Annotated in this window: 21 protein-coding genes and 2 pseudogenes; 12 read left to right on the forward strand and 11 right to left on the reverse strand. The window is 65.8% G+C overall.

Annotation, left to right across the window (positions count from 1 at the left end):
* The first annotated feature begins 460 nt into the window (after nucleotides 1-460).
* From WT26_RS12070 to WT26_RS12080, 3 genes are all read left to right on the forward strand, one after another.
* Nucleotides 461-1,510 carry a Dyp-type peroxidase gene (locus WT26_RS12070; RefSeq protein WP_069272969.1) on the forward strand — a complete coding sequence of 350 codons (1,050 nt, stop codon included), beginning with the start codon at nucleotides 461-463 and terminating at the stop codon, nucleotides 1,508-1,510.
* Nucleotides 1,503-2,315, forward strand: a complete 813-nt coding sequence (locus WT26_RS12075; protein WP_069272970.1) for a family 1 encapsulin nanocompartment shell protein — start codon at nucleotides 1,503-1,505, stop codon at nucleotides 2,313-2,315. Before WT26_RS12070 ends, WT26_RS12075 begins: the two co-directional genes overlap by 8 nt.
* 469 nt (nucleotides 2,316-2,784) lie before the next feature.
* Entirely contained in the window at nucleotides 2,785-5,064 is a 2,280-nt protein-coding gene (locus WT26_RS12080; RefSeq protein ID WP_069272971.1) for an FdhF/YdeP family oxidoreductase, read from the forward strand.
* 122 nt (nucleotides 5,065-5,186) lie between these two features.
* On the opposite strand, the gene WT26_RS12085 is transcribed toward WT26_RS12080, so the two are convergent.
* The 3 genes from WT26_RS12085 to WT26_RS12095 form a co-directional block, all read right to left on the reverse strand.
* Complete coding sequence (locus WT26_RS12085) at nucleotides 5,187-6,107, reverse strand: bestrophin family protein (RefSeq protein WP_069272972.1); 921 nt, start codon at nucleotides 6,105-6,107, stop codon at nucleotides 5,187-5,189.
* Nucleotides 6,108-6,249: 142 nt separating this feature from the next.
* A complete protein-coding gene (gene cydB / locus WT26_RS12090) occupies nucleotides 6,250-7,257 on the reverse strand; it encodes a cytochrome d ubiquinol oxidase subunit II (protein WP_069272973.1) in 1,008 nt (335 codons plus the stop codon).
* Between the two features lie 3 nt (nucleotides 7,258-7,260).
* Nucleotides 7,261-8,661: a cytochrome ubiquinol oxidase subunit I gene (locus WT26_RS12095; RefSeq protein WP_069272974.1), complete on the reverse strand. Its 1,401-nt coding sequence runs from the start codon at nucleotides 8,659-8,661 to the stop codon at nucleotides 7,261-7,263.
* A 424-nt stretch (nucleotides 8,662-9,085) separates the two neighbouring features.
* On the opposite strand from WT26_RS12095, the gene fdhD reads away from it, so the two are divergent.
* From fdhD to moaD, 5 genes and pseudogenes are all read left to right on the forward strand, one after another.
* Nucleotides 9,086-9,946: a formate dehydrogenase accessory sulfurtransferase FdhD gene (gene fdhD / locus WT26_RS12100; protein ID WP_069272975.1), complete on the forward strand. Its 861-nt coding sequence runs from the start codon at nucleotides 9,086-9,088 to the stop codon at nucleotides 9,944-9,946.
* 7 nt (nucleotides 9,947-9,953) lie between these two features.
* Entirely contained in the window at nucleotides 9,954-11,168 is a 1,215-nt protein-coding gene (gene glp, locus WT26_RS12105; RefSeq protein WP_069272976.1) for a gephyrin-like molybdotransferase Glp, read from the forward strand.
* Between the two features lie 205 nt (nucleotides 11,169-11,373).
* Nucleotides 11,374-12,483 (forward strand): GTP 3',8-cyclase MoaA, encoded by a 1,110-nt coding sequence (gene moaA / locus WT26_RS12110; RefSeq protein WP_069272977.1) that lies wholly within the window; start codon nucleotides 11,374-11,376, stop codon nucleotides 12,481-12,483.
* 56 nt (nucleotides 12,484-12,539) lie between these two features.
* A pseudogene (locus WT26_RS12115) lies at nucleotides 12,540-13,104 on the forward strand (molybdenum cofactor biosynthesis protein MoaE).
* A gap of 39 nt (nucleotides 13,105-13,143) precedes the next feature.
* Nucleotides 13,144-13,401, forward strand: coding sequence for a molybdopterin converting factor subunit 1 (moaD, locus tag WT26_RS12120; protein ID WP_069272978.1), 258 nt, complete (start codon nucleotides 13,144-13,146; stop codon nucleotides 13,399-13,401).
* A 43-nt stretch (nucleotides 13,402-13,444) separates the two neighbouring features.
* Here moaD and WT26_RS12125 read toward each other — a convergent pair.
* The 3 genes and pseudogenes from WT26_RS12125 to WT26_RS12135 form a co-directional block, all read right to left on the reverse strand.
* Nucleotides 13,445-14,868 (reverse strand): annotated as a pseudogene (locus WT26_RS12125) (PLP-dependent aminotransferase family protein).
* A gap of 442 nt (nucleotides 14,869-15,310) precedes the next feature.
* Nucleotides 15,311-15,796, reverse strand: a complete 486-nt coding sequence (locus tag WT26_RS12130) for an aminoacyl-tRNA deacylase (protein ID WP_069272979.1) — start codon at nucleotides 15,794-15,796, stop codon at nucleotides 15,311-15,313.
* A 101-nt stretch (nucleotides 15,797-15,897) separates the two neighbouring features.
* Complete coding sequence (locus WT26_RS12135) at nucleotides 15,898-16,872, reverse strand: cysteine synthase A (protein WP_069272980.1); 975 nt, start codon at nucleotides 16,870-16,872, stop codon at nucleotides 15,898-15,900.
* A 142-nt stretch (nucleotides 16,873-17,014) separates the two neighbouring features.
* Between WT26_RS12135 and WT26_RS12140 the strand changes: the two genes are divergently transcribed.
* Both WT26_RS12140 and WT26_RS12145 read left to right on the forward strand, forming a co-directional pair.
* Entirely contained in the window at nucleotides 17,015-17,503 is a 489-nt protein-coding gene (locus WT26_RS12140) for an adenosine-specific kinase (RefSeq protein WP_091923283.1), read from the forward strand.
* Nucleotides 17,504-17,770: 267 nt separating this feature from the next.
* Nucleotides 17,771-18,058, forward strand: a complete 288-nt coding sequence (locus tag WT26_RS12145) for a YciI-like protein (RefSeq protein WP_059520964.1) — start codon at nucleotides 17,771-17,773, stop codon at nucleotides 18,056-18,058.
* Nucleotides 18,059-18,066: 8 nt separating this feature from the next.
* Here WT26_RS12145 and corA read toward each other — a convergent pair whose 3' ends face one another.
* Nucleotides 18,067-19,044 carry a magnesium/cobalt transporter CorA gene (gene corA / locus WT26_RS12150; protein ID WP_059520965.1) on the reverse strand — a complete coding sequence of 326 codons (978 nt, stop codon included), beginning with the start codon at nucleotides 19,042-19,044 and terminating at the stop codon, nucleotides 18,067-18,069.
* A 201-nt stretch (nucleotides 19,045-19,245) separates the two neighbouring features.
* Between corA and cydX the strand changes: the two genes are divergently transcribed.
* Both cydX and WT26_RS12160 read left to right on the forward strand, forming a co-directional pair.
* Nucleotides 19,246-19,392, forward strand: a complete 147-nt coding sequence (gene cydX, locus WT26_RS12155; RefSeq protein ID WP_010092333.1) for a cytochrome bd-I oxidase subunit CydX — start codon at nucleotides 19,246-19,248, stop codon at nucleotides 19,390-19,392.
* Complete coding sequence (locus WT26_RS12160; protein WP_069272981.1) at nucleotides 19,389-20,003, forward strand: AAA family ATPase; 615 nt, start codon at nucleotides 19,389-19,391, stop codon at nucleotides 20,001-20,003. The genes cydX and WT26_RS12160 overlap by 4 nt, the downstream gene beginning before the upstream one ends.
* 90 nt (nucleotides 20,004-20,093) lie before the next feature.
* Here the strand turns inward: WT26_RS12160 and WT26_RS12165 are convergent, their stop codons facing one another.
* The 4 genes from WT26_RS12165 to WT26_RS12180 form a co-directional block, all read right to left on the reverse strand.
* Nucleotides 20,094-21,194: a saccharopine dehydrogenase family protein gene (locus WT26_RS12165; protein WP_011352168.1), complete on the reverse strand. Its 1,101-nt coding sequence runs from the start codon at nucleotides 21,192-21,194 to the stop codon at nucleotides 20,094-20,096.
* 275 nt (nucleotides 21,195-21,469) lie between these two features.
* Complete coding sequence (locus WT26_RS12170; protein WP_069270198.1) at nucleotides 21,470-22,696, reverse strand: hypothetical protein; 1,227 nt, start codon at nucleotides 22,694-22,696, stop codon at nucleotides 21,470-21,472.
* A gap of 40 nt (nucleotides 22,697-22,736) precedes the next feature.
* Nucleotides 22,737-23,759 carry an IS30 family transposase gene (locus WT26_RS12175; protein WP_059807745.1) on the reverse strand — a complete coding sequence of 341 codons (1,023 nt, stop codon included), beginning with the start codon at nucleotides 23,757-23,759 and terminating at the stop codon, nucleotides 22,737-22,739.
* A 242-nt stretch (nucleotides 23,760-24,001) separates the two neighbouring features.
* Entirely contained in the window at nucleotides 24,002-26,029 is a 2,028-nt protein-coding gene (locus WT26_RS12180; RefSeq protein ID WP_059716151.1) for a S8 family serine peptidase, read from the reverse strand.
* Nucleotides 26,030-26,068: the final 39 nt, after the last annotated feature.

Here is a 26,068-nt window from a genome sequence, read left to right on the forward strand (position 1 = left end):
AGCGTAAAAAGTGAATCGGCATCTTTACTTGCCCTATCGGCGACGACATCATCATCGATTCGTTGTCCGGATCAACCTGCGCGCCAGCCCGACAGGCTGCCTTGACCGACCATCGCGACACAACCGCGCATCGCTTCCGGCCGCTTCGCCGTCGCGCCCGTTGCCTGACGGCAGCGGCCTTAATCTACTTCACGCGACGCGCTGCCATCAAGAGCACAGCTGCCGCACATCTGTACTCCGATCCGGCGGCCATCAAGCATTCGAATAACAGATCGGCGATTCGTGTTCCAAAGTCGCACCGAAGCTGATAGATTGCTTTCGCATCGATATCCTGCGATGCGGCGGTCGCGCATGTCGCAATCGAGAACAGACGCCTGTCACACTTCTCCGATACGCTTTCGCAAAGCAGCATTTCAACAACCCGCGTATCGTATCGGCACCAATAACACCGACACACCCGATGCAGACAAACCCTCCCTCCCCCCAGAACGTCCACAGCCCGCCGACCCGCAACGCGATCTTCCTCGTGGCGACGATCAATCCCGGCGCCGAGCACGCCGACACGATCCGTTCATGGTGCGGCGACATCGCCGCGCTCGTGCGCTCGGTCGGCAAGCGCGTGCCGGGCGGCAACCTCACCTGCGTGTGCGGCTTCGGCGCCGACGCATGGGATGCGCTGTTCGGCGAGCCGCGCCCCGCCGCGCTGCATCCGTTCCGCGAATTCGGCGCGGGGCAGCGCGTCGCGGTCGCGACGCCGGGCGACATCCTGCTGCACATCCGCGCGGATGCGATGGATCTGTGCTTCGAACTCGCGACGCAGCTGCTCGGCGCGCTCGGCGATGCCGTCACGGTGGTCGACGAGGTGCACGGCTTCCGCAATTTCGACCAGCGCGCGATGATCGGCTTCGTCGACGGCACCGAGAACCCGGAAGGCCGCGAGGCGGTCGACTTCACGGTGATCGGCGACGAAGACGCGGAATTCGCGGGCGGCAGCTACGTGATCGTGCAGAAGTACCTGCACGACATGGCCGGCTGGAACGCGCTCGCGGTCGAGACGCAGGAGCGCATCATCGGCCGCACCAAACTGTCGGACATCGAGCTCGACGCCGCGGTCAAGCCGTCGTGCTCGCACAGCTCGCTGACCACGCTCGAGGAGAACGGCCAGGAAGTGAAGATCCTGCGCGACAACATGCCGTTCGGGCGTCCGGGCGCGGGCGAATTCGGCACCTACTTCATCGGCTACGCGCGCTCGCCGGCGCCGATCGAGCAGATGCTCGAGAACATGTTCGTCGGCCGCCCGCCCGGCAACTACGACCGCCTGCTCGACTACAGCCGCGCGGTCACCGGCTCGCTGTTCTTCGTCCCGTCCGCCGACCTGCTCGAAGCGCTCGCAACGCGCGCCGCACCGGCCGCCGATGCCGTTCAGCCGGCCGCCTCCCCGTCGACCGAGCCGGCTTCCAACGGCTCGCTGAAAATCGGATCGCTCAAAGGAACCCACCCGCATGAATAACCTGCACCGCGAACTCGCCCCGATCTCGTCTTCCGCCTGGGAACAAATCGAGGAGGAAGTGGCACGCACGTTCAAACGATCGGTGGCCGGCCGCCGCGTCGTCGACGTCGAGGAACCGGGCGGCGTCGAGCTGTCGGGCGTGGGCACGGGCCACCTGCGCACCATCGCCGCACCGCGCGAGCACGTCGGCGCGAAGCTGCGCGAGGTCAAGGCGCTCGTCGAATTCACCGTGCCGTTCGAGCTGAGCCGCGATGCGATCGACAGCGTCGAGCGCGGCGCGCGCGATGCCGACTGGCAACCGGCGAAGGACGCCGCGCAGCGGCTCGCGTTCGCCGAAGACAACGCGATCTTCGACGGCTATCCGGCCGCCGGCATCGTCGGCATCCGCGAAGGCACGTCGAACCGCAAGCTCACGCTGCCGAGCGACGTCGGCGCGTACCCGGGCGCGATCAGCGACGCGCTCGAGGCGCTCCGCCTGGCCGGCGTCGACGGCCCGTACTCGGTGGTGCTCGGCTCGGATGCGTACACGGCGCTCAGCGAGGCGCGCGACCAGGGCTATCCGGTCCTCGGCCATATCAAACGGATCGTCAGCGGCGAGATCATCTGGGCGCCGGCGATCAGCGGCGGCTGCGTGCTGTCCACGCGCGGCGGCGATTACGAGCTGCATCTCGGGGAAGACGTATCGATCGGCTACCGCAGCCACAACGACGAAGTCGTGCATCTGTACCTGCGCGAAACGTTCACGTTCCTGATGCTGACGAGCGAAGCATCGGTGGCGGTGGAGCCGCAGCAAGCGGCCGTTTGACGATCACCGGATCGCGCCAGCGGCTCGGCATGAACCGCTGACGCCGATGCCCCCTTCCCGTCCCGCGTTGCCCGGCGTCTAGCCACGGCATCGCGGGCGCGTCCCGGGCCGGGCGGCTGCCCGAGTATCACCTCTTCCCGATGCGGCTGCCAGATCGCCTCCAGACTCGCCTCCTTCCACCCGAGCGCATTCGTCTGTACTCCCATTCAGCGAGACCGCCCCTTGCACAGGGGTGCAATTCGCGCGCCACGACACTGCCAACTGTGTCTTGGATCGCATCCGTCGATCCGCTATTTTTTGACGCAATCAACGTGATGCAGTGGGCTCCCCGGAAGCACTGCCCTGCACTGCACCGCGCCAGATCACGGCGCGCGCGCCCGCCCTCGCGCGGCGGCGCCGAACCCGGCCGCCACGCGGCCTAACCCGAGCCGCGATCCGGCCTGCCCGGAACGGCTCACGGAGCATTCACATGACAAATCGACGCGAAGTGCCAGGCATCAGGAAGTACGACGGGCCCGCCGGCGGTTGGGGCGCGCTTCGCGCGACAGCCGACGCGGTGCGCACCCAGATGGAGACCATCGAGGCGCCGATCGTGCTGATGCGGACCAACCAGCCCGACGGCTTCGACTGCCCCGGCTGTGCGTGGCCCGACAAGGAACACAAGTCGACGTTCCAGTTCTGCGAGAACGGCGCGAAGGCCGTCACGTGGGAAGCGACGACCAAGCGCGTGACGCCCGAGTTCTTCGCGGCGAACACCGTGTCGTCGCTGCTGCGCATGTCGGACTACGAACTGGAGAACATGGGCCGGCTCACGCATCCGCTCGTCTACGATCGCGCGACCGACACGTTCCGCGAGATCGCATGGGACGATGCGTTCGCCCGCATCGGCGAAGTGCTGCGCGCGCTGCCGCCCGAGCAGGTCGAGTTCTATACGTCGGGCCGCGCGTCGAACGAAGCCGCGTACCTGTACCAGCTGTTCGCGCGCGAGCTCGGCACCAACAACTTCCCCGACTGCTCGAACATGTGCCACGAGCCGACCAGCGTCGGCCTGCCGCAGTCGATCGGCATCGGCAAGGGCACCGTGTCGCTCGAGGATTTCGACAAGTGCGAGCTGATCATCTCGATCGGCCACAACCCCGGCACGAACCACCCGCGGATGATGGGCACGCTGCACGAGTGCTCGCGGCGCAACGTGCCGATCATCGTGTTCAACCCGCTGCGCGAGCGCGCGCTCGAACGCTTCGCGGATCCGCAGGACATGATCGAGATGGCATCGTTCGGCTCGACGCGGATCGCGTCGACGTACTACCAGGTCGACGCGGGCGGCGACGCGGCCGCGCTGAAGGGCATCATGAAGGCGCTGCTGCAGCTCGAAGCCGAACGCGGCAACGTGCTCGATCGCGACTTCATCGCGCAGCACACCGACGGCTTCGACGCGTTCTCGGCCGACCTCGAAGCGACGTCGTGGGACGACATCGAGCGCGCGAGCGGGCTCAGCCAGGCGCAGCTCGAACAGGTCGCGCTCGCGTACGCGAAGTCGAACGCGACGATCGTCACGTACGGGATGGGCGTCACGCAGCACAACAAGGGCACCGCAACCGTGCGCCTGATCGCCGACCTGCTGCTGATGCGCGGCAACATCGGCAAGCCCGGCGCCGGCGTGTGCCCGCTGCGCGGCCATTCGAACGTGCAGGGCAACCGCACGGTCGGCATCACCGAAAAGCCGTCGGCCGAGTTCCTGAAGAAGATCGAGGACGTGTGCGGCTTCACGCCGCCCGCGCATCACGGGCACGACGCGGTGCAGGCGATGCAGGCGATGATCGACGGCACCGCGAAGGCGCTGCTGTGCCTCGGCGGCAACTTCGCGGTCGCGCTGCCCGATCCGGAACAGTCGTTCCCGGCGATGGCGAAGCTCGACCTGAGCGTGCATCTCGGCACGAAGCTGAACCGCTCGCACCTGCTGGTCGCGAAGGAAACCTTCATCCTGCCGGTGCTCGGCCGCACCGAACTCGACATGCAGGCCACCGGCCGCCAGTCGATCACCGTCGAGGATTCGATGTCGATGGTCCACGCGTCGGCCGGCAAGCTCAAGCCGGCGTCCGACCAGCTGCGCTCGGAGCCCGCGATCGTCGCGGGGATCGCGCATGCGACGCTGCCGAACAGCAAGGTCGCCTGGCTCGACCTGATCGCCGACTACGACCGCATCCGCGACCTGATCGACCGCACGGTGGCCGGCTTCGAGGCGTTCAACGAGCGCATCCGCACGCCGGGCGGCTTCCGGCTGCCGCTGCCGCCCACCGAGCGCGTGTGGCCGACGCCGACGGGCAAGGCGATGTTCTCGGTCTACAAGGGCGTGAAGGAGGACGCCGACGTGCTCGGCGGCGAGCAGGTGCTGCGGCTGATCACGCTGCGCAGCCACGACCAGTACAACACGACGATCTACGGGCTCGACGATCGTTATCGCGGCGTGTTCGGGCGGCGTGACGTGCTGTTCATGAACCCGGCCGATCTCGCGAAGTACGGGCTCGAACACGGCGACCTCGTCGACATCGAGACGATCACCGCATCGGGCCGCACGCTGCGTCTCGAGAAGATCACCGCGATCGAGTACGACATCGCGCCGGGTTCGGTCGGCGCGTACTACCCGGAAGCGAACGTGCTCGTGCCGCTCGACTACATCGACAAGGAAAGCGGCACGCCGTCGTACAAGTCGGTGCCGGTGCGCGTGACGCGCTCGGCCACCGTCTGACGGCGGACGGCTCGCGGCGAGGGTTCATGCCGCGAGCCGCCGACATGAAAAATTGCGCGTCAGTTCAGTCCTGACGCGCCATTTTTTGCCTTTCGCACACCGCGGGCGGCGATCGCCGCGCGTCAGGTCAGCTGATAGGCATTCGTCGGCGCGACCTCCTTCGGCAATTCGGCGCCGCACAGCTCGAGCACCGAGCGCTCGATCGTCCTGGTCATCGCATCGAGCGCCAGCGCGTTGGGCGCGGTGCTGAACGGCTCGGCGACCTCGTTGGCGATCGCCTCGAGCGCGATCAACGTATACGAAATGAACACGCAGATCAGCGGTGTGAAGAATTCCGTCGAATCGACGAGCCCGAACGGCAGCAGCACGCAATACGCATACACGGTGCGATGCAGCAGCACGCTGTACGAGAACGGGATCGGCGTCGACAGGATGCGCTCGCAACCGCCGACCGACTTGCCGAGCCGGTTGATCTGCTCGTCGACCATCCAGCGCGTCGTGCCGGCGTCCGGCGCGCGCGCCAGCATCCGCGCCAGATTGCCGCGAATCTCGTCGAGCAGCGCAACCGGCTTGTAGACCTTGCTGCTCAGCGCATCGGTGCGCGCGCGCCCGAGGACGCGCGTCAGGTCGTCGGTCGGATCGGTACGGCGCAGCTGATGCTTCAATGCATAGACGAATGCGATCAGCAGGTCGATCGTCTGGTTGCGCAACGCGTCGTCGACGTGGTCGGGCAGATAGCGCCGCATCTGCGACGTCAGCGTGCGCGACGCGATCAGCAGGTTGCCCCACAGATGCCGCGCCTCCTTGAAACGCTCGAAGCTCGCGTTGTTGCGAAACGCGAGGAAGATCGCGAGCGCGAGCCCGAACAACGTGAACGGCGCGGTGTTGAGCGGAATCTTCTCGCCGAAGATGCGCCCGTTCGTGAAGACCGCCAGCGTGCTGACGACCGCCATGAACGCGAGCTGCGGAATGATCGATTGCAGCACGGAGCCGTTCCAGACGAACAGCATCTGCAACCAGTTTTGTCTCGGTCTGACGATCATGATGGTGCCTCTTCGGGTCGCGGCGCGGCCGCGTTGCCCTGCGTAACGAAAACGGCCCCGCGAGGCGGGGCCGAAGTGCGGGTGTCGCGGGGCCCGGCCGTTGCGACGCGGGTCCCCGTGGCAGTACCTGCGCCCGCAGGCGTCAGTGGTGGTAGCCGTCCCCTTCCCGCACCTTGCCGCGGAACACGCGGTACTGCATCGCGTTGTACACGAGGATGATCGGCAGCACGATCACGGTGCCGATCAGCGCGAACTTCTGGCTCGAATGGCTCGACGATGCATCCCAGATCGACAGCGACGGCGGCACGATGTTCGGCCAGATGCTGATCACGAGCCCCGTGTAGCCGAGGAACACGAGTGCGAGCGTCAGCAGGAACGGCGTGGCCTCGTGCTTGTGGCGCACGGTGTGGAAGATGCCCCACACGCAGACGAGCACCAGCACCGGCACCGGCAGGAACCAGCCGAGGTTGCCGCTGCCGAACCAGCGGTGCGCGACGGCCGGCAGCCCGATCACGGTCCACAGGCTGACCACGCCCATCACGGCGAGCAGCACGCCCGTGAGCGGCTTCATCAGGAGCCGCATCTTGCGCTGCAGTTCGCCATCGACCTTCAGGATCAGCCAGCCGCAGCCGAGCGTCGCATACGTGACGAGCACGCCGATCCCGCACATCAGGCTGAACGGCGACAGCCAGTCGAACGGCCCGCCGACGAAGCGGCCGTCGGCGATCCTGATCCCCTGCAGCAGCGAACCGAGCACGATCCCCTGGCAGAATGCCGCGAGCGCGGAGCCGCCGATGAACGCGAGATCCCACATGTGTTGCGTGCGGGTGGCCTTCGCGCGCAGCTCGAACGCCGCGCCGCGAAAGATCAGCCCGACCAGCATCAGCACCAGCGGCAGGTAGTTCGCGGGCAGCAGCGTCGAATACACGACCGGGAACGCGCCATAAAGCCCCGCGCCGCCGAGCACCAGGAACGTCTCGTTGCCGTCCCACACCGGCGCGACGGTGTCGAGCATCACCTGGCGCTCGGCCTTCGCATCGAAGAACGGAAACAGCAGGCCGATCCCGAGATCGAAGCCGTCCAGCATCACGTAGATGAATACACCGAGGCCGATGATCGCGGCCCACACGACAGGAAGATCGATTTGCATGGCTTACTCCGCTTCGGTCACGTTCAGCGGCGTGGACAGCGCGCTCTTGCGCAACCCCGGATGCCGGTGCAGCTCGATATACCCGGCCTGGGCAGCCGGCCCGCGCTTCATCAGTTTCATCATGTAGTAGATACCCGTTCCGAACACCAGGAAATACACGACCACGAAGATCAGCAGCGACACGCCGACCTGCTGCGCGCTGAGCGGCGCGACGGAATCGACGGTGCGCAGCACGCCGTATACGGTCCACGGCTGCCGCCCGACCTCGGTCGTGATCCATCCGGCCAGCAGCGCGAGGATGCCCGACGGCCCCATCGCCACCACGAACCACTGGAACCAGCGCGTCTCGTACAGGCGCCCGCCCTTTCTCAGCAGCAACCCGAGCAGCGCGGTGAGCAGCATCAGCATCCCGAGGCCCGCCATGATCCGGAACGTCCAGAACACGATCGGCGAATACGGGCGGTCCTGCGGCGGGAATTCCTTCAGCCCGCGAATCTCGCCGTCCCAGCTGTGCGTGAGGATCAGGCTGCCGAGGTGCGGCACCTGGATCGCATAGCGCGTGGTTTCGGCCTGCATGTCGGGCAGCCCGACGAGGTTCAGCGCCGTGCCGCCCTTCTCGGTTTCCCACAGCCCTTCGATCGCCGCGATCTTCGCCGGCTGGTATTCGCGCGTGTTCAGCCCGTGCGCGTCGCCGACGACGATCTGGATCGGCGCGAGCACCAGCAGCATCCACAGCGCCATCGAGAAGCTGCGCTTCACCGGCTCGTCGCGGCGCCCCTTCAGCAGGTGCCACGCGCCGCACGCGGCGACGATGAAGCCCGCGACGATGAACGCCGCGATCGTCATGTGCACGAGGCGGTACGGGAACGACGGGTTGAACACGATCTTGAACCAGTCGACCGGCACGACGAGGCCGTTCTCGATCTTGTAGCCCTGCGGGGTCTGCATGAAGCTGTTCGACGCGAGGATCCAGAACGTCGAGATCAGCGTGCCGACCGCGACCATCAGCGTCGCGAAGAAGTGCGCGCGCGGGCTCACGCGCTGCCAGCCGAACAGCATCACGCCGAGGAAGCCGGCTTCGAGGAAGAACGCCGTCAGCACTTCATAGGTGAGCAGCGGGCCGGTGATGTTGCCGGCGATCCGGGAAAACCCGCTCCAGTTCGTGCCGAACTCGTACGCCATCACGACGCCGGAGACCACGCCCATCCCGAAGCCGATCGCGAAGATCTTCGACCAGAACTGGAACATGGATTTGTAGGCGGCGTCGCCGGTGACGAGATAGCGCCATTCCAGCACCGCCAGGAAGCTCGCCATACCGATGCTGATCGCGGGAAACACGATGTGGAACGACACCGTGAATGCGAACTGCAATCGTGCGAGATGGAACGCATCGAAGATTTCCATGACCGTAATTTGCTCGTGTTTGTGAGGACGTCCGCCCGAAGCAGGAAATCCCCGCGAGGCCCGACGGCCGCCCCTGCGGCCGGCCCGGCGATCGCATGTGAATCGCAGGTGCCGACATCGGGGCGAAACGACGATATCGCGTTTCGAACGCCGCTCGCAATCACTCGCTCGCTGTTGCGAACTGTGCTCGTTGCCCCCTTCGTGAGGTGTGCATGTAAAACCGGGGCGCCTCGCATCGCGCCCGCCATCTGTACTGCTTTTTCGGTCGCCGGGCTGTGCACGCGCGAGCCGGCCGAACGCCCGTAAGCTGGCAGCGGATTCGGGTTCCCGGCGCTCGGCGTACAGATGCGACGGCCGTCGCGGTTCTCGTCATCCATCGGTGCGCCGACCGTTCGGCCGCCCGTCGAAATTCAGGGGATCTTTCATGCAGCCATGCGCCCTTCCAGTCGAGCCGGTCGGCAGCGTCGCGTGCGACGTGACCCGCCATCGTCACGGCGACCTTGCACAGGTCGTCGACCGCGTCGTCGACGAGTGCCCGGTCGCCCTCGTGTTCAACGATATTTCGCACGCCGTGATGATGGCGACCCCGATCGACCTCGACGCGTTCGGCCTCGGCTTCGTGCTCAGCGAAGGTATCGTCGAGCGTGCGTCGGACGTGTTCGACATCGAGAGCGCGTGCACGGCAAGCGGCGCCGTGGTGCGCCTCACCGTGTCGCAGCAGGCGTTCATGGCGCTGAAGGCACACCGGCGCGCGCTGGCCGGGCGCACGGGCTGCGGCGTCTGCGGGATCGAAAGCATCGCGCAGCTCGACCTGCACCCGCCACGCATCCGTCACGCGGGCGCCGCGGCCGGCATCGGCGCCGACGCGATCGCACGCGCCGCGCGCACGCTGCCGGCCCATCAGACGCTGATGCGCGACACCGGCGGGATTCATGCAGCCGCGTGGTGCAGCCGCGACGGCGCGGTCGTCGACGTGTTCGAGGACGTCGGCCGCCACAACGCGCTCGACAAGCTGATCGGCCGGCTCGCACGGCGCCGCGCCGACCTGCACGACGGCTTCGTGTTCCTGTCGAGCCGCGCGAGCTACGAACTGGTGCGCAAGGCCGCGCGGGTCGGCATCCCGATGATCGCGACGATCTCGGCACCGACGTCGCTCGCGATCGACGTCGCCCGCGAAGCCGGCGTGCGCCTGCTCGGCTTCTGCCGCAACGACGGCTTCGTCGAATACACCGCTCCGACCGCCCCGGCCGCTCAGGCCCATTCTCCGGCAGCCCTTGAACAGTAACGCCACGATGACCCGACCGATCGACTTCGAAACCGCCCAGCAACAGTTCGCGCACGCGTTCGCGCGGCCGCTCGCCGCGACGTCCGTGCCGACCGCCGAAGCGGCCGGCCACGTGCTGGCCGCGCCGCTCACCGCCGTGCTCGACCAGCCGCCGGCCGACCAGAGTGCGATGGACGGCTATGCGGTGCGCCACGCCGAACTCGCGAGCGGCACGCCCTTGCCCGTCGCGCAGCACTGCTATGCGGGCGACATGCCGTCGCCGCTGGCCCCGCGCACGGCTGCGCGCCTCTTCACCGGCAGCCTGATTCCGCCCGGCGCGGATACGGTCGTCATGCAGGAAGACGCGCAGGAACGCGACGGGCACGTGACGTTCGATGCGGACGTGCGTGGCGGCTCGCACATCCGCCGCCGGGGCGAGGAACTGCAGGCGGGCCGCGTGCTGATTCCCGCCGGCGTGCGGCTGCGGCCCGCGCATGTCGGGATGATCGCCGCGCAGGGCATCGGTTGCGTCGACGTTCATCCGGTGCTGCGCGTCGGCATCCTGACGACCGGCGACGAACTCGCCGCGTGCGGCCAGCCGCGTGCGCCGCAACAGATTTACAACAGCAATGCACCGATGCTCGGCGCGCTGGTCTCGGGCACCGGCGCGATCGTCGCGGCGAGCACGCATGCGCGCGATACGGCGGACGCGATCGACCGCGCGCTGCGCGACCTGCATGCGGGCTGCGACCTGGTGATCTGCGTCGGCGGCGCGTCGGTCGGCGACAAGGATCTGCTGCGCCCCGCGCTGACCGCGCTCGGCGCGTCGTTCGTGCTGTCCGGCGTGCGCATGAAGCCCGGCAAGCCGGTTGCACTCGCGCGTCTCGACGCGCGGCCGGTGGTGCTGCTGCCCGGCAACCCCGGCGCGGCGATGACCGCGTTCGCGCTGTTCGTCGCGCCGCTGATCCGCCGCCTGCAGGGGCGCGCCGCACGCCTGCCGATCGTGCCGTCGCTGCCGATCGACGGCGACTTCGAACCGGACGCGCAGCGCGAGCGCTTCATCCGCGTGCGATGCGGCGTTGCACCGAACGGGCTGCCGGTGCTCGATACGCTGCGCCAGCAAGGCGCCGGCACGCTGTGCTCGCTCGCGGACGCGGGCGGCATCGCCCGGCTGCCGGCCGGCCGCGCGATCGCGTGCGGCGACGCGGTACCGTATTACGAATTCGCGCCGTGGCTCGCATGACGGCCGCGGCGCGCATCGTCACGCTGCGGCGCGGCGGCGAACTGTATTCCCGCGATTCGGCCGGGATTGTGTCTCTGCACGGCCATTGCGGCGGACTATCCTCCGGCTTGGCGCCTGTCACGGCCGCCGCGGCGTCGTGTCGACAAGCCGCGCGGGCCGCCGACAGCCCGTTTCCTCTCATCCTGCGCAGGCCAACGGACAGATCGTGAACGTCATCGACTCCGTCACGCCGCCCCTCACCGCGCCGAGCCGCGGCGCGGCGGCGAGCGACCCACCCGGCACCGTCGACACGCTCGGCCGCCCGCTGCGCGACCTGCGCCTGTCCGTCATCGACCAGTGCAATTTCCGCTGCGGCTACTGCATGCCGCGCGAAAGCTTCGGCGCCGACTATGCGTTCATGCCGTCGTCCGAACGGCTGTCGTTCGCGCAGCTGACCCGCATCGCACGCGCGTTCGTCGCGCTCGGCGTCGAAAAGATCCGCATCACGGGCGGCGAGCCGCTGCTGCGGCGCGGGATCGAAACGCTGATCGAGTCGCTTGCGGCGCTGACGACCGTCGACGGCAAGCCCGTCGAAATCGCGCTGACGACCAACGGTTCGCTGCTGGCCGCGAAGGCGCGCTCACTGCGCGACGCGGGCCTGTCGCGCGCGACCGTCAGCCTCGATGCGCTCGACGACACGATGTTCCGCCGGATGAGCGACGCCGACGTGCCCGTGTCGCGCGTGCTGGCCGGCATCGAGGCCGCGCAGGCGGCCGGGCTCGCGCCGGTCAAGGTCAACGCGGTGATCGAGCGCGGTGTGAACGACGACCAGATCCTGCCGCTCGTGCGGCACTTCCGGCATACGGGCGTGGCCGTGCGTTTCATCGAATACATGGATGTCGGCGGCGCGAGCTTCTGGTCGGGCGACAAGGTCGTGCCGGCCGCGCAGATGCGCGGGATCATCGAATCCGCGTATCCGCTGCTCGCGGACGCCGCCGACGACGACGCGCACGTCGGCACTGCGCTGCGCTATCGGCACGCCGACGGCGCGGGCGAGGTCGGCTTCATCGCGAGCGTCTCGCATCCGTTCTGCGGCACCTGTTCGCGCGCCCGCGTGTCGGCCGACGGCAAACTCTATACGTGCCTGTTCGCGACGCAAGGCACCGACCTGCGGCCGTGGCTCGGCGACGCGGCGCCGCTCGATCAGCTCGTCACCGCGATCCGCGGCCGCTGGCTGCGCCGCGACGACCGCTACTCGGAGCTGCGCGCGGCGCACCGCGCCCGGCGGACCGGCAAGACCTATCCGACCGTGCGCATGTCGCTCGTCGGCGGCTGATGAACGGCTGACCGCTGCCGCGCGATGCGAGACGAACCGCCCCCTGGAGAACAGTCATGACGTCACTCATCGATCCGCAAGCCGAGCCGGACGACCCGGCACGTTCCGGCCGCCATCCCGGCGACGAGCCTGCCGGGCCGCCCCCGCATTCGCCGCCGGCGATCTCCGGCGGCATCGAGGTCCGGGTCCAGTACGAACCGATCGACGTCGACGCGGAGATCACGCCGATCGTGCGCAACCCGCGCGTCGGCGCGGTCGTGAATTTTCTCGGCGTCGTGCGCAACGGGCGATGTCGACGATGTCGTCGCGCTCGAGGTCGAGCACTACCCGACGATGACCGAGCAGGCCCTGTGGAGCATCGTCGAGGAAGCGTCCGCGCGCTGGCCGCTCGAGGCGGTCAGGATCGTGCACCGCATCGGCCGGATCGCGCTCGGCCATCCGGTCGTGCTGATGGTCGTGGCCGCGCCGCATCGGGCAGCGGCCTTCGACGCGTGCGAATTCCTGATGGACTTCCTGAAGACCCACGCGCCGTTCTGGAAGAAGGAGATCCGGCACGACGGCGAATCCGGCTGGGTCGAGGCGAAGGCGCACGACGACCAGGCGATGCGGCGCTGGGGCTGACCCGCCCGCCGCACCCTCACTTCCCGCCGACGACCCATCATGAGACTGACGATCAAATACTTTGCAAGCATTCGCGAACAACTCCGCATCGACGAGGAAACCCTGGAGATCGACGCGCGCGAACTCACCGTCGACGCACTGCGCAGCACGCTGGCCGCGCGCGACGCACGCAGCGCGCAGGCGCTGCGCGACGAGCGGCCGGTGCGCACCGCCGTCAATCACGAGATGGTGACCGGCTCGTTCGTGTTGCGCGAGGACTGTGAAATCGCGTTCTTCCCGCCCGTCACCGGAGGCTGACGCACGCCGCGGCGAACCCGCCGCGCCGTGCGCTCCGCCCAGATCAGCGCGCGCAGATCGCCGCCAGCTTGCCGACCGTGATGACCGCCTGTTCGATCTCCGGCGACCACGGGCTGCTGTAGTTCAGCCGGATGAAGTTCCGGTAGTTGTCCGCGATCGAGAACATGTAGCCGGGCCCGATCGTGATGCCCTGCTCCAGCGCGAGCTGGTACAGCCGCATCGCGTCGACCTGCGCGGGCAACTCGACCCACAGCACGTACCCCCCCGCCGGGCTCGAGATCCGCGTGCCTTCCGGGAAGAACCGCGACACCATCGCACGCATCAGGTTCGCCTGCTGCGCATACGCCTTGCGCAAGCGCCGCAGGTGATGCTCATAACCGTCGCGTTCGAGAAACTCCGCGATCGCGAGCTGCGGCAGCGACGGCGTCGCAAGCGTGTTCAGGAACTTCAGCTTCTCGACCTGATCGCGATAACGGCCCGGCAGCGCCCAGCCGATCCGGTACGCGGCCGTCAGGCTCTTCGAGAACGACGCGCAATGCAGCACGAGCCCCTTCCTGTCGAACGATTTCAGCGTACTCGGATGCATGTTGCCGAAGTACAGTTCGTTGTACACACCGTTCTCGATCACCGGCATTCCGCCTTCGTCGCGAACTCGACCAGCTCGCGCTTGCGCTCGTCGGGCATCTGGAAGCCGAGCGGGTTCTGGAAGTTCGGCATCACCATGCATGCGGCGATCGGCTGCGACTTCGCGATCGCGGCGAGCGCCGCGATGTCGATCCCGTATTCCGGATGCGTCGCCACCTCGATCGCCTTCATCCCCATCCGCTCGATCGCGTGCAGCATCGCATAGAACGTCGGCGATTCCACCGCGATCGTGTCGCCCGGTTTCGCCACCGCCTGCAGGCACAGGTTGATCGCCTCCGTCGCGCCCACCGTCACGATGATCTCGTTCGGGTCCACCGACATCCCGTTTTCCAGGTAGCGCCGCGCGATCTGCCGGATCAGCCGCGGATGCCCGGGCGGCAATCCGTCCGTCACGCCCCACAGCGACTTGTCGCGGCCGGCCGCATACGCGTAGCGGTTCAGCTTCTCGAACGGGAACAGGCTCGGGTCAGGATACGGCGAGCCGAGCGGCACCGCGTCGTCGGTGCCGATCGAGCGCAGCGTCGACAGCACGAGCCGGCTCACGTCGACCGACGACGAGATCGCGATCGGCTTCGACGGCCGCAGCTCGCGCACCGGCGCATGGCCGTCGTCGCGCCGCAGGTTCACGAAATAGCCGGACTGCGGGCGGCTTTCGAGCAGCCCGCGGCTTTCCAGCAGCAGATACGCGTGCAGCACGGTCGTGATGCTGATCCGGTGCTGCTGGCTCGCCTGCCGCACCGACGGAATCCGGTCGCCGTGCCGGTACACGCCCTGGCGGATCAGGCGCTCGATGTCGTCCGCGAGCTTTTCATAGAGTTTCATCGCGTGCCTCCCGCCGGGGCGCCGCCCGGGTCGTGATGCGTCGCGCGCTTTCCGTTCGACCTTGCCTTTTCCATCGCTTGACTCTCTGGTGGGGGCATCCGCAGCGTCCCCAAACCTCGTGCGCCGCGGTGCTGTGCTTTTGATGATGGAAGAGTAAAAGGAGAACAGTCAGCCGCGAGCACACACATTCATCGCGCCCGCAAGAGTACAGTTCGGGCAATCAGGATTACTGTGCGCGAACTGTATGTCTTACGAATTCGTGACGGGGAAGTGTCGGGAAGAGCAATCGAATCGCGGAATATTAGGGAGCACGAACGGTCCCTGAAGGCAATTCACTGGCGCACGCCCGCTCCTCAGGCGCGCAGCCTGAAAAGGTGCGTCGTGTCGCGCCCGCCGTCGGCCGCCATGACGGCCGACGACGATCGCCCGCGCCGGCTCCCGCTCAAGACGCCATGCCCTGCATCTTGTGCGAGAAATGCGCACGCTCGGCCGTCTCCATCAGCGTCAGGAATTCATCCTGCATCATGTGGATCAGCGCTTCGTGGTCGCCGGCCTCGAAATAGACTTCCGGCTGCTGTGCGAGATGTTCCTCGAGAAACGTCTTCATGCCGTACGCCATGCAGACCGGTGGCAGCGCACCCATGTCGCAATCCTTGAACAGCTCGCGCAGCTCGAGTTCCTTCGCGAGCACGAGATGGCGTCCCGTCTTCACCCAGAGATCCGACAGGCGCACGGCGTGCGTGGTCGGCAGTACGGCTGCGACGTAGCCTTCGTCGTCTTCGAGGAGCACGGTCTTCGCGAGACGATCGCCGGGAATATGCGCGGCGGCGGCCGTCTCCATGCTCGTATGGCTATAGGGGTGGTACACCACTTCGTACCGCGATGACTTCTGGCGCAGGCAATCCTGCAGGGTGGCTGATACTGGCATGGCACACCTCGTCTGGGCGAATCGGGCGAACGGAGTTCGCTCCGGATTTGTTCAGCATAGGTCGCATTCGAGCCAATGGAAAATCCCGTTGCACCCCATCGTCACGCCGGCTCCAGACCCTTTTCGCGCAGCCATTCGCGGTTGAAGAGTCGCGCACGATAGATGTCGCCGCGGTCGCACAGCAAAGTCACGATCGTATGCCCCGGGCCCATCCTGCGGGCCAGCCAGACCGCTGCCGCGACGTTGATTCCGCTCGATCCGCCGACGTACAGCCCTTCTTCGCGCAGCAGCCGGTAGACCATCGTCACGCACTGCGAATCGTCTATCCTCACGGCGTCGTCGATCGGTGAGCCGGCCAGATTCGCGGTGACGCGCGTCGAGCCGATGCCTTCGGTGATCGAACTGCCTTCGGCGCCGAGGTCGCCCGTTTTCACGTAACCGTAGAGCCCGCTGCCGTGCGGATCGGCCAGCACGATCCGGACCTCCGGATTCTGCTCCTTCAGGTAGCGGCTCACGCCCGCCAGCGTGCCGCCCGTGCCCGTTGCGCAGACGAACGCATCGACCGTGCCTGCCGTATCGCGCCAGATTTCCGGCCCGGTTGTCTCGTAGTGCGCCTGCCGGTTGACGACGTTGTCGAACTGGTTGGCCCATACCGCGTTGTCGAGTTCGTCCGCGAGCCGCCCGGCAATCTTCTGATAGTTGTTCGGGTCGCGATACGGCGCCGCCGGCACCGGGCGCACGTCGGCGCCGAGCGTGCGCAGGATCGCCATCTTGTCCGGCGATTGCGTGTCGGGAATCACGATCACGCAGCGATAACCGCGCGCCGCGCAGATGTGCGCAAGGCCGATGCCCGTGTTGCCCGCCGTGCCCTCGACGACGGTGCCGCCCGGCTTCAGCGCGCCGCGCTGCTCGGCGTCGCGGATGATGTAGAGCGCCGCGCGATCCTTCACCGAACCGCCCGGATTCATGAATTCCGCCTTGCCCAGGATTTCGCAGCCCGTTTCCGCGCTGAGCGTCGCCAGCCGGATCAACGGCGTGCGTCCCACGCAGTCGACGAAGCCGTGTCGCACGTCCATATCCGCCTCCGTCGCGCGCCCAACCCGCACACAACGAAGGATAGGACGCCGCGCCGCCGCCCGCTTTCGCCGCCGGCGATCGCGTACTAAGCTTGGAGAGCCCCTTGCGGCGCGCGCGCCGCATCGCCAGACGAGGTCCGCCATGCTGCAATTCGAAACCGTCACCATCGACAAGCCCGAGGCCGTGAACTTCATCCTCGGCCAGTCGCATTTCATCAAGTCCGTCGAGGACATCCACGAGACGCTGGTCGGCACCGTGCCCGGCATCCGTTTCGGGCTCGCGTTCTGCGAGGCATCGGGCAAACGTCTCGTGCGCCGTTCCGGCACCGATGCGGAACTCGTCGAACTCGCGTGCCGCAACGCCCTTGCGATCGGCGCCGGCCACGCGTTCATCGTGTTCCTCGGCGACGGTTTCTATCCGGTCAATGTGCTCAATGCGATCAAGGCCGTGCCGGAGGTCTGCCGGATCTACTGCGCGACTGCGAACCCGACCGACGTGATCGTCGCGGAAAGCGCGCAGGGACGCGGGATCGCCGGCGTCGTCGACGGCTTTCCGCCGCTCGGCGTCGAGAACGACGACGACGTGCGCTGGCGCAAGGATCTGCTGCGCACGATCGGATACAAGGCGTAAGAGGAATTCGCCGCGGGCTGCCGCGGCCGGCACGGGCACTCTGGAGCGCCCTCCGATCCTGCAAGCCCTGCTGACCCGGCGGGGCGATGACGCGTCAGGATTCGGCGGCGGTGAAAAACTTGACCGTTAGTTGCGATTAGTCGGCAGGCGCAGCGCGCATTCCGGCATCGCGCCACAACCGTGCGCGTGCCCTATACTTGCCCGCAGATTGATACGCGGCCGCGCGGGCGCAACGGCGGCCGTGGCCGATTCTTCCGGGAGCCACGCATGCATTACCAGTTGATCTACGAACTCGTCGACGATTACCTGACGCGGCGCGAACCCTTCCGTGCCGAACATCTCGCGCTTGCACAGGCCGCGACCGAACGCGGCGAACTCGTGCTCGCCGGCGCACTGTCGGATCCGGCCGACCAGGCCGTGCTCGTGTTCGAAGGCGATTCGCCGGAGGCGGCCGAGTCGTTCGCGCGCGCCGATCCGTATGTGCAGAACGGCCTCGTGAAATCGTGGCGTGTGCGTCCGTGGCGCGTCGTGATCGGCAAGCACGCGCCGCGCTAGGCGCGAGACTACAGCCACCCTGCCCGCTTGAATCGCCACCACAGCGCGAAGTCGGCGACGACCATCACCGCGATGCAGCCGTAGAAACCGTATTTCAGGTGCAGTTCGGGCATGTTCGCGAAGTTCATCCCGTAGATGCCGGCGATCATCGTCGGTATCGCGAACAGCGCGGCGAACGAACCGAGCCGCTTCGTCACTTCGTTCTCGGCCAGCGAAATCATCCCGAGGTTGACCTGGATCGCCGTGACGACCATCTCGCGGCGCCCTTCGATCGTCTTCACGATCCTCTGCAGATGGTCGTACACGTCGCGGAAATAAGCCGCCATCCCGCTGCAGACCTGCGGCACGCGTCCGCCGGTGAGTTTCGCGAGCGGTTCGATCAGCGGCGCCGTGTGCTGGTACAGCATCACGAGCCGGCGCTTCAGCGAATAGAGATCCTCGATGATCGCGCGCGACGACGCGGGCGTGGCCTTCGCGAAGATACGATCCTCGAGTTCCTCGAGCTCGGTGCCGAGCGTTTCGAGGATCGGGAAATAGCGGTCGACGACCTGGTCCATCAGCGCGTAGAACACGAACGCCGAGCCTTCCCGCAGCAGATGCGGCTCGTGCTCGCAGCGCTTGCGCACGTCGCGGAAGTCCTGCTCGGTGTGGTTGCGGATCGACAGCACGTAGTTCGGGCCGACGAACACGTTCAGCTCGCCCACCTTGAATTCGCCGTCGGCATCGAGCTCGACCGTATGCAGCACCGCGAACAGCGAATCGCCGTACTCCTCGATCTTCGGCCGCTGGTGCCCCTTGCGGGCATCCTCGAGCGCCAGCTCGTGCAGCCCGAACTCCTCGCCCATCAGGTCGATTTCCTCGGGTGTCGGATCCTTCAGCGCGACCCACACGAAGCACTCGGGCTTCGACACGTAGTCGCTGATGGCGTCGATATCGATGTCGGCCAGCTTGCGGCCGTCCTGGTATGCAGCACAGTTGATCAGCATGGTGCCTCTGATGTTGCGGTTTCATCCGCGAGTTTACCCGTTTGTCGCAGGTCCGGTCCCGCTTCGGCGCGGCTTGCGCGGCACGGCGATATTGGTCATGATCGGGCTGCGTGCGCCGCAGCATGCGCGGGTACGCACCCACACGCCCGCCCGCGGCCCGCCTGCGCGGCTTCATTACTTCAGCGTCAAGGAGACAGACCCATGTGGTATTTCTCGTGGATACTCGGCATCGGCGTGGCGCTCGGCTTCGGCATCATCAACGCGATGTGGCTGGAGGCGGAAGTGTATCCGCGCGACCCGAAGCTCAACGGCGCCGACCGGCCCGGATCGGGGAGCACGCCCTCGTGACGCACCTGGTGTTCTTCTGCGGTCACGCCGGCACCGGCAAGACCACGCTCGCGAAGCGGCTCATCGGGCCGCTGATGCGCGCGACCGGCGAGGCCTTCTGCCTGCTCGACAAGGACACGCTGTACGGCCGCTACAGCTCGGCCGCGATGGGTGCGCTCACCGAGGATCCGAACGACCGCGACAGCCCGCTCTACCTGAAGCACCTGCGCGATCCCGAATACCAGGGCCTGCTCGACACGGCCCGTGAAAATCTCGCGCTGGGCATCGGCGCGCTCGTCGTCGGCCCGCTGTCGCGCGAAGTGCGCGACCGTCGCATTCTCGACCGCGCATGGCTCGGCATCGCACCCGACGTCACGCTGACGGTCGTCTGGGTGTACACGTCGGAAGACGTCGCGCACCAGCGGATCGTCGCGCGCGGCAACCCGAACGATGCCTACAAGCTCGCGCACTGGGACGAATACCGGCAGCGCCGCTTCGTGCCGACCGGCCACGAATGCGACGGCATCGTGATGTTCGACAACACCGCGCCCTCCGACGCGGACGTCGCTGCGCTGCTGGCGCGGATCGTGCCGCCGCCGCGGGCGCCGCTCGTCCCGCCGCTGCCTGCCTGAACTTTCCCGCCGCATGGAAAAAACGCCGGGCGGCGCATCGCGCCCCCGGCGTCGTCATGGCGTCGTGCATCGACGCCAGGCGATTTGCATTCAGGCCACCGCGTGCACGCGCTCCATCGTGCCGCCTTCGTACAGCTTGCCGAAGCGGTTCGACAGGAACGCCTTCAGCGACACCTTTTCCTGCGGGATAAAACCGCTTTGCGGCAGCTTCTTCTCGCGGAACAGATCCAGCACCGCGCACATCGCGCCGGCCGTCGTGATCTGGATCGCGCTCATGTGCATCCCGCACACGTCCTTCGCGAAGATCTTGCGCGTGAACACGTCCTGCACCAGCTGGCCGTCCTTCACACCCGTCACGGTGATGAACACGAGCACGACGTCCTGCTTCGTCGACGGCACCGCGCGGCGCATGATTGACTTCAGCGTGTCGCGATCGGTCGACAGGCGCAGGTCCTCGAGCAGGAACTGCACGAGATCGCGGTGCCCCGGATAGCGCACCGACTTGTAGTCGAGCGTCTCGACCTTGCCCGACAGCGTCTCGCACAGCGTGCCGAGGCCGCCCGACGTGTTGAACGCTTCGTATTCGGTGCCGTCGAGCGAGAAGTGCTCGAGGCCTTCGAGCGGCTGCACCCACTGCTTGCGGCCGTCGCGGATCGCCTCGCACGGCTGGCAGTATTCGTTGATCAGGCCGTCGACGCTCCACGTCAGGTTGTACTTCAGCGCGTTGGTCGGATACTCGGGCAAGGCGCCGACGCGCATCTTCACGTCGCGCACCTCGCTGAAACCGTTCACCAGTTCATGCGCGGCGAGACCGATGAAGCCCGGCGCGAGGCCGCACTGCGGCATGAACGCACGGTCGGAGCCTTCGGCCAGCTCGCGGATCGCGTGCGTCGCGCGCACGTCTTCGGTCAGGTCGAAGTAGTGGACGCCGGCAGCCTTCGCGGCGGCGGCAACGTTGACCGCGAGGTAATAAGGCAGCGCATTGACGAGCGCGTCGAAGCCCTTCACTGCTTCGCGAATCGCGTTGGCGTCGGCCGAATCGACCCGTTGCGTCGCGATGCCTTCGCGCGACAGCTTCGCGAGCGCATCCGCATCGCGGTCGAACGCGACGACTTCGTAGTCGCCCGTTTCACGCAGCATGTGAGCAATGGTGTGGCCGATCAGACCTGCGCCGACGATGGCGATTTTCATGCGCTTATCTCCTGATGATGGGTTTGGTGTTGTGGACGGCGTCGAGCCATGAACACAGTTTAGGGACGCGCAAAATCAGTTCCAAGACGAAGAATGATGCGAAACGACCGATAATTTCGACGTTATGACTATGCGTTTCGTCGAAATGAGCAAATGATGTCGAAATGGCCCGCGCGCCGGCCTGTGCCGGGGCGTGGGCGCATCGGGTATCGAAAGGCTGCGAGGAGGGAATGAAAGGTGCGCAGCACGCGGCTCGACGTTCGTTTGGTTTGGTCTTAGTGATGCTCTCCTGCCAATACGGGCCGTTCGCTGCGCTTGAACCCGAACACGTGATTGATGAGCGAGTCAATCTTGCTGAAGAACGTCTCGGCACCGTAGCCCGCTGCGAACGCAATTGCCGATGCGGATAAACTCAAACCCGCCCCCAAACTGACATGCGTGACGACGATCGAGGGGTCAAAAAACAATCCAACTGTAACGCCGGCTATCAAGCCCAAAGGCAGACGCACCAGCGTGACGACTCTGTCTCTTGGAGCCAGCACGCCGTCCTGGATCTTTTCGTAAATCCCCCGAACCGAGGCTGCGAAGGAGCCAATCACGGCGAAAAGAATCGGGAGGATGTAGCTTGTGAAGGTTGAAAGCACAATGGCCACGGAGCGCGCATCCGCTTGCTCACCCGACCTAAAGTTGGGTATCTCGAACATAAACCTTATTGGCCAAAATGCCCAACTTTCTTTGAAGGCCGAAACACCATAGATTGCTGCCTCAAAACGCTTCGCAATGTACGAATACTCATTGCACATTTCTATGATTTGATAGGTTTCTTTCGAAATGCCTGGCGGCTCGCAATGCTCCTTGACCAGTATCGATGGCGGCGTTGCAGCAGCGATCGGTGCGAATTGCTTTGCGAGTATCGAGTAGACATCGTCTATCGACTTCATATGCGCCACCCTGTCCTGTTCAAAGCGCGCAACCACCTGAGAACCATAAGAGACAATCGACAGAATAATTGCCGCAATCACCGTGATTATGACGACCCATAAACTCATTTTATCCGTGACGCGACGAAAGTGCCGAGCATTTTCAACTATTCTCGGGAAGGCATCTTTCGCCACGCCGATCCTGGAATAGCGTGCCCCACTAAAATTCGGCCCCGCGCCCTTTTCCATCAAGCTCCTTTCATCCTCTACAAACATGTAGGTGTACGCGATAGTCAGGCCGTTCGCCGGATAGGCCAAATGATTCAACGAACACTTTGCTTTAAATAGAAATGCAACATCCTCTACGTCATATGATCCAGATTGATTGGCGAGCCTCGATATCCTGTCAATTGTCTCGCGAACTTTGTCGTTAACAATTTCCCCGCCCTGACATATGACATCGCCTCTCTCCAATTTGACAGAAAGATAATCGACAAGCAGCAAAATTTCCTTGAATTCACAGTCGAAGAATTCATTCAGCTCCTTCGTCGCGACCTCATGCCTTTCTTGCACATCATTCATTTCAGGGCGGTTTCAAGGGCGAAGTGCAACACCTCGCGGGTTACTGAACGGGAAGCCGGTCTATGGGGTTAGCCAGGACTTGGGCAAGGATTTCCAGAGGGGTGTGCCAGTTCAGTGTGGCGCGCGGTCGGGTATTGAGTTTGTCGGCAATGGCGTCGAGGTCATCTTGAGAGTAGACGGACAAATCAGTGCCTTTTGGCAGGTACTGCCGCAGCAGGCCGTTGGTGTTTTCGCAGGTGCCGCGTTGCCAAGGGCTGTGCGGATCACAGAAATAGACGCGCACATTGGTCGCGGCGCTCAGTTCGGCGTGTCGCGCCATCTCGCGACCTTGATCGTAGGTCAGCGTCTGGCGCAGCGGTTCGACGAGCGATTGCAGCTTGGTCGTGAACGCGGCCAGCGCCGAAGCGGCCGTCGCGTCGGGCATCTTCGCCAGCAGGACGGCGCGGCTCATGCGTTCGACCAACACGGCCACCGACGATTTGTTCTCGGCACCCTTGATAAGGTCGCCCTCCCAATGGCCCGGCATGAGGCGATCATCGATTTCGGGCGGACGCACGTGGATGCTGATCATGTCGGGAATCGTCGCGCGCCGATCGGCGCCACGCGATCGCGGCAGGCGTTTGTTGCGATGCTGGCGCAGGCAGGCAATCAGTTCGCGGCGCAACTCGCCGCGAGGCTGGGCGTAGATGGCGTTGTAAATCGTTTCGTGGGACACGTGCAGGCTCGGGTCGTCGGGAAAGACACGCTTCAGAGTACCGGCGATTTCCTGCGGCGACCACTGACGTTCGCAAAGCAAGCGACGAACGAGGCCCCAAAGGATCGAATCTGGTGCGAGCTTCGGATCCGGCCGTCCAGCCTGTCGGCGCGCGTCGCGAGATGCCTGCGCGGCGCGCGGGCAGTACAGGCCGTTGGATTGGGTATTGCGGGCCAACTCGCGACTGAGCGTCGACGGCGCGCGCTTGAGCTTGCGGGCGATCGCCCGCAAGCTCAAGCCTTCGTCCCGCCAGAAATCGATTCGCATACGTTCTTCAGGTTGCAGTTGTTGGTACGTTCTCTTTGCCATTCGCGGACATTACCGGATGGCGAGAGTGTTGCACTTCAGATTTGAGGCCGCCCAGCCTTCCTGAGCGTCATGTGGACTCGAATTCCAGGACTCAAATGACGCGAATTGACGTCCTGTCATGCTCGCCGTAAAGACACGGCATCCCCACATCTGCGAGAAAGGGTTCCGTGATCTTTACGGCTGCACATGCACACGCAAACGGGCCGCGGCGATCGCTCGCCGTGGCCGGCGCCAACACCTAGTCAAGTCAACCGCACCACCAACGCATAGTTCTGCGGTGTCGTTACCCGGAAGGCGCGCACGACGATCTCGACCTCCCCTTTCGGCACGCCGGCCCAGATCACCTGCTCGACGTTGTTCGACCGATCGAAGTCCGCCGAGCCGGGCGCCATGTTGCCGTGCCGCTCCTGGCCGTCCGCCGCGCGAACGATCAGATCGAGATCGTTCTGCAGCGCCTCGCCGGGCGCATCCGTCCAGACCAGCGTGACCTTGAGCGTGCGTCCGTCGACGTCGACCGCTTGGGTCGTGGGTTCCTCGTCGCCCGTGTCCAGCGTGCCGCCCTCATCCTTGAACGCGACGGTCTCGCCCGCCGCGTAGGGGCCGACGGTTGCGGCGAGATCGACCCTGCCGAACCCTTGGGCTGTATCGGGCGGCGCCCCGACTTCCGGCGGAGCGTATTGGCCCGGAATGACTGTCGCCCCGTTGATAAGCATCGCCTTGACGAGCGCCGCACTCGGCTGCGCGAGTCCGCGCGACTTCAGGTATTGCCGGACCACCGCCGCGCAGCCCGCGACCAGTGGCGTCGCCATACTCGTGCCGCCATCGTAGAAATAGAGCGGATCGGCCGACAGCGCCCATCCGTCGCCTGTCGCCACGCGGGAACGCGCGGAGAGGATCGCGGTGCCCGGCGCAACGACGTCCGGACGTATGCGACTGTGGGCCGCCGGCCCCCTGCTGCTGAACGCGGCTATCCCGTTCGGATTGTTGGCCACCGCATCATCGTGGATCGGGTTCTCGGGAAAGTTGGTCGGCCAGCCGTTGCCGTAACGCAGAATATCGGCGGGATCGATGAAATCCGGTCTGTCGTTTTCGCTGGCGCCGACGGTAATGCAGTTCTTCGCGGTTCCCGGCGAACCGACCGAGCCGTCGTCGATGACGCCGCGTCCCCGCGAATCGGCGCCGTCGTTGCCGGCAGCAAAGCAGATCACACAGTCCCTGAAATTCCAGACGAAGTCGTCGACTTCGCTGGCACTCGACGTGTACGCGCCCGCCGCCGGGCTCCCCCACGAATTCGTATGGACTCGCGCACCGTCGTCCCGGTACGGGCCGGTGAACAGATCGTGCAGATCGGCAGGAAGCCCGCCGAGCAAGTCGTTCGAATCGAGCAGCGATTGCAGGATCAGTTGGGCCTTGGGCGCCGTGCCGCGAATCGGCGTGCCGTCCGCCAAGACCCCGTCTCCGAGCGCAGACCCGGCAACGTGCGTGCCGTGGCCGTTCGGGTCGCTCGCAGTCGGCCGGCCGAGCGGATAGAGCTTGAGCACGCGTCCGGTGAATGCGGGATGCACGTGAACGGTGTCGCCTTTGTCGAAACCCGTATCGGCTATCGCGATGATTTCGCCCTCGCCTTCAAGGGAGTGACCGTTCTGCGCGTCATCGGCGCGCAGGATGCCGCGTGCCTTGTTGTTCGCGAGCTTCGGCGCGATGTAAGGCTCGATGTGCCGTACTGCGTCCACGGCGGCGAGCGCCGCCAGCCGCCGACGCGCGACGGTGAGTCTTACCTTGCTCCGCCCCATTTCGAGTTGCGTCGGGTCCAGCCCTGCTGCCTTCGCGATCTCGGCTCGCGCGGCGTTCGCGTCGACCTTCTCGTGGAGCACCACGTCGACGGTCACGCTGTCCTTCGACAACGTATCCGGCGGCATCAGCGACAGCAGTTGCCCGCTCGCGCCGCCGTTCGCGCCCGGCCGTAACGACGTGTGCACCTTGAAGCCGGCCATGTAGACGTTCGCCCACTCGACATACGGAAGCGCCCGTATCGACGTCAGATCCGTAGGCGGGTAATGGCAGATATATGTGTCTTCGGGAACATACTGGAGGATCGCCGCGCCCAGGTGCGCGAGTTCGTCCCTTTGCGCCCGGGTCAGCGGCTGCTTCGCCTGGACGAGGATGTAATCCGATCCGGAACTGTCGGCGCTCACGAGACTGGCCGCCGCGAGCGCCGGATGATTCGCGACGGGATCGACTGTAATGCCGTTGATGGTTATCTTGGCCATTGCACTTCTCCCACTATTCCAATCAAGCAAAAGGTTTTG

Source organism: Burkholderia cepacia (assembly GCF_001718835.1).
In the GTDB taxonomy this organism is placed as follows: Bacteria; Pseudomonadota; Gammaproteobacteria; order Burkholderiales; family Burkholderiaceae; genus Burkholderia; species Burkholderia cepacia_F.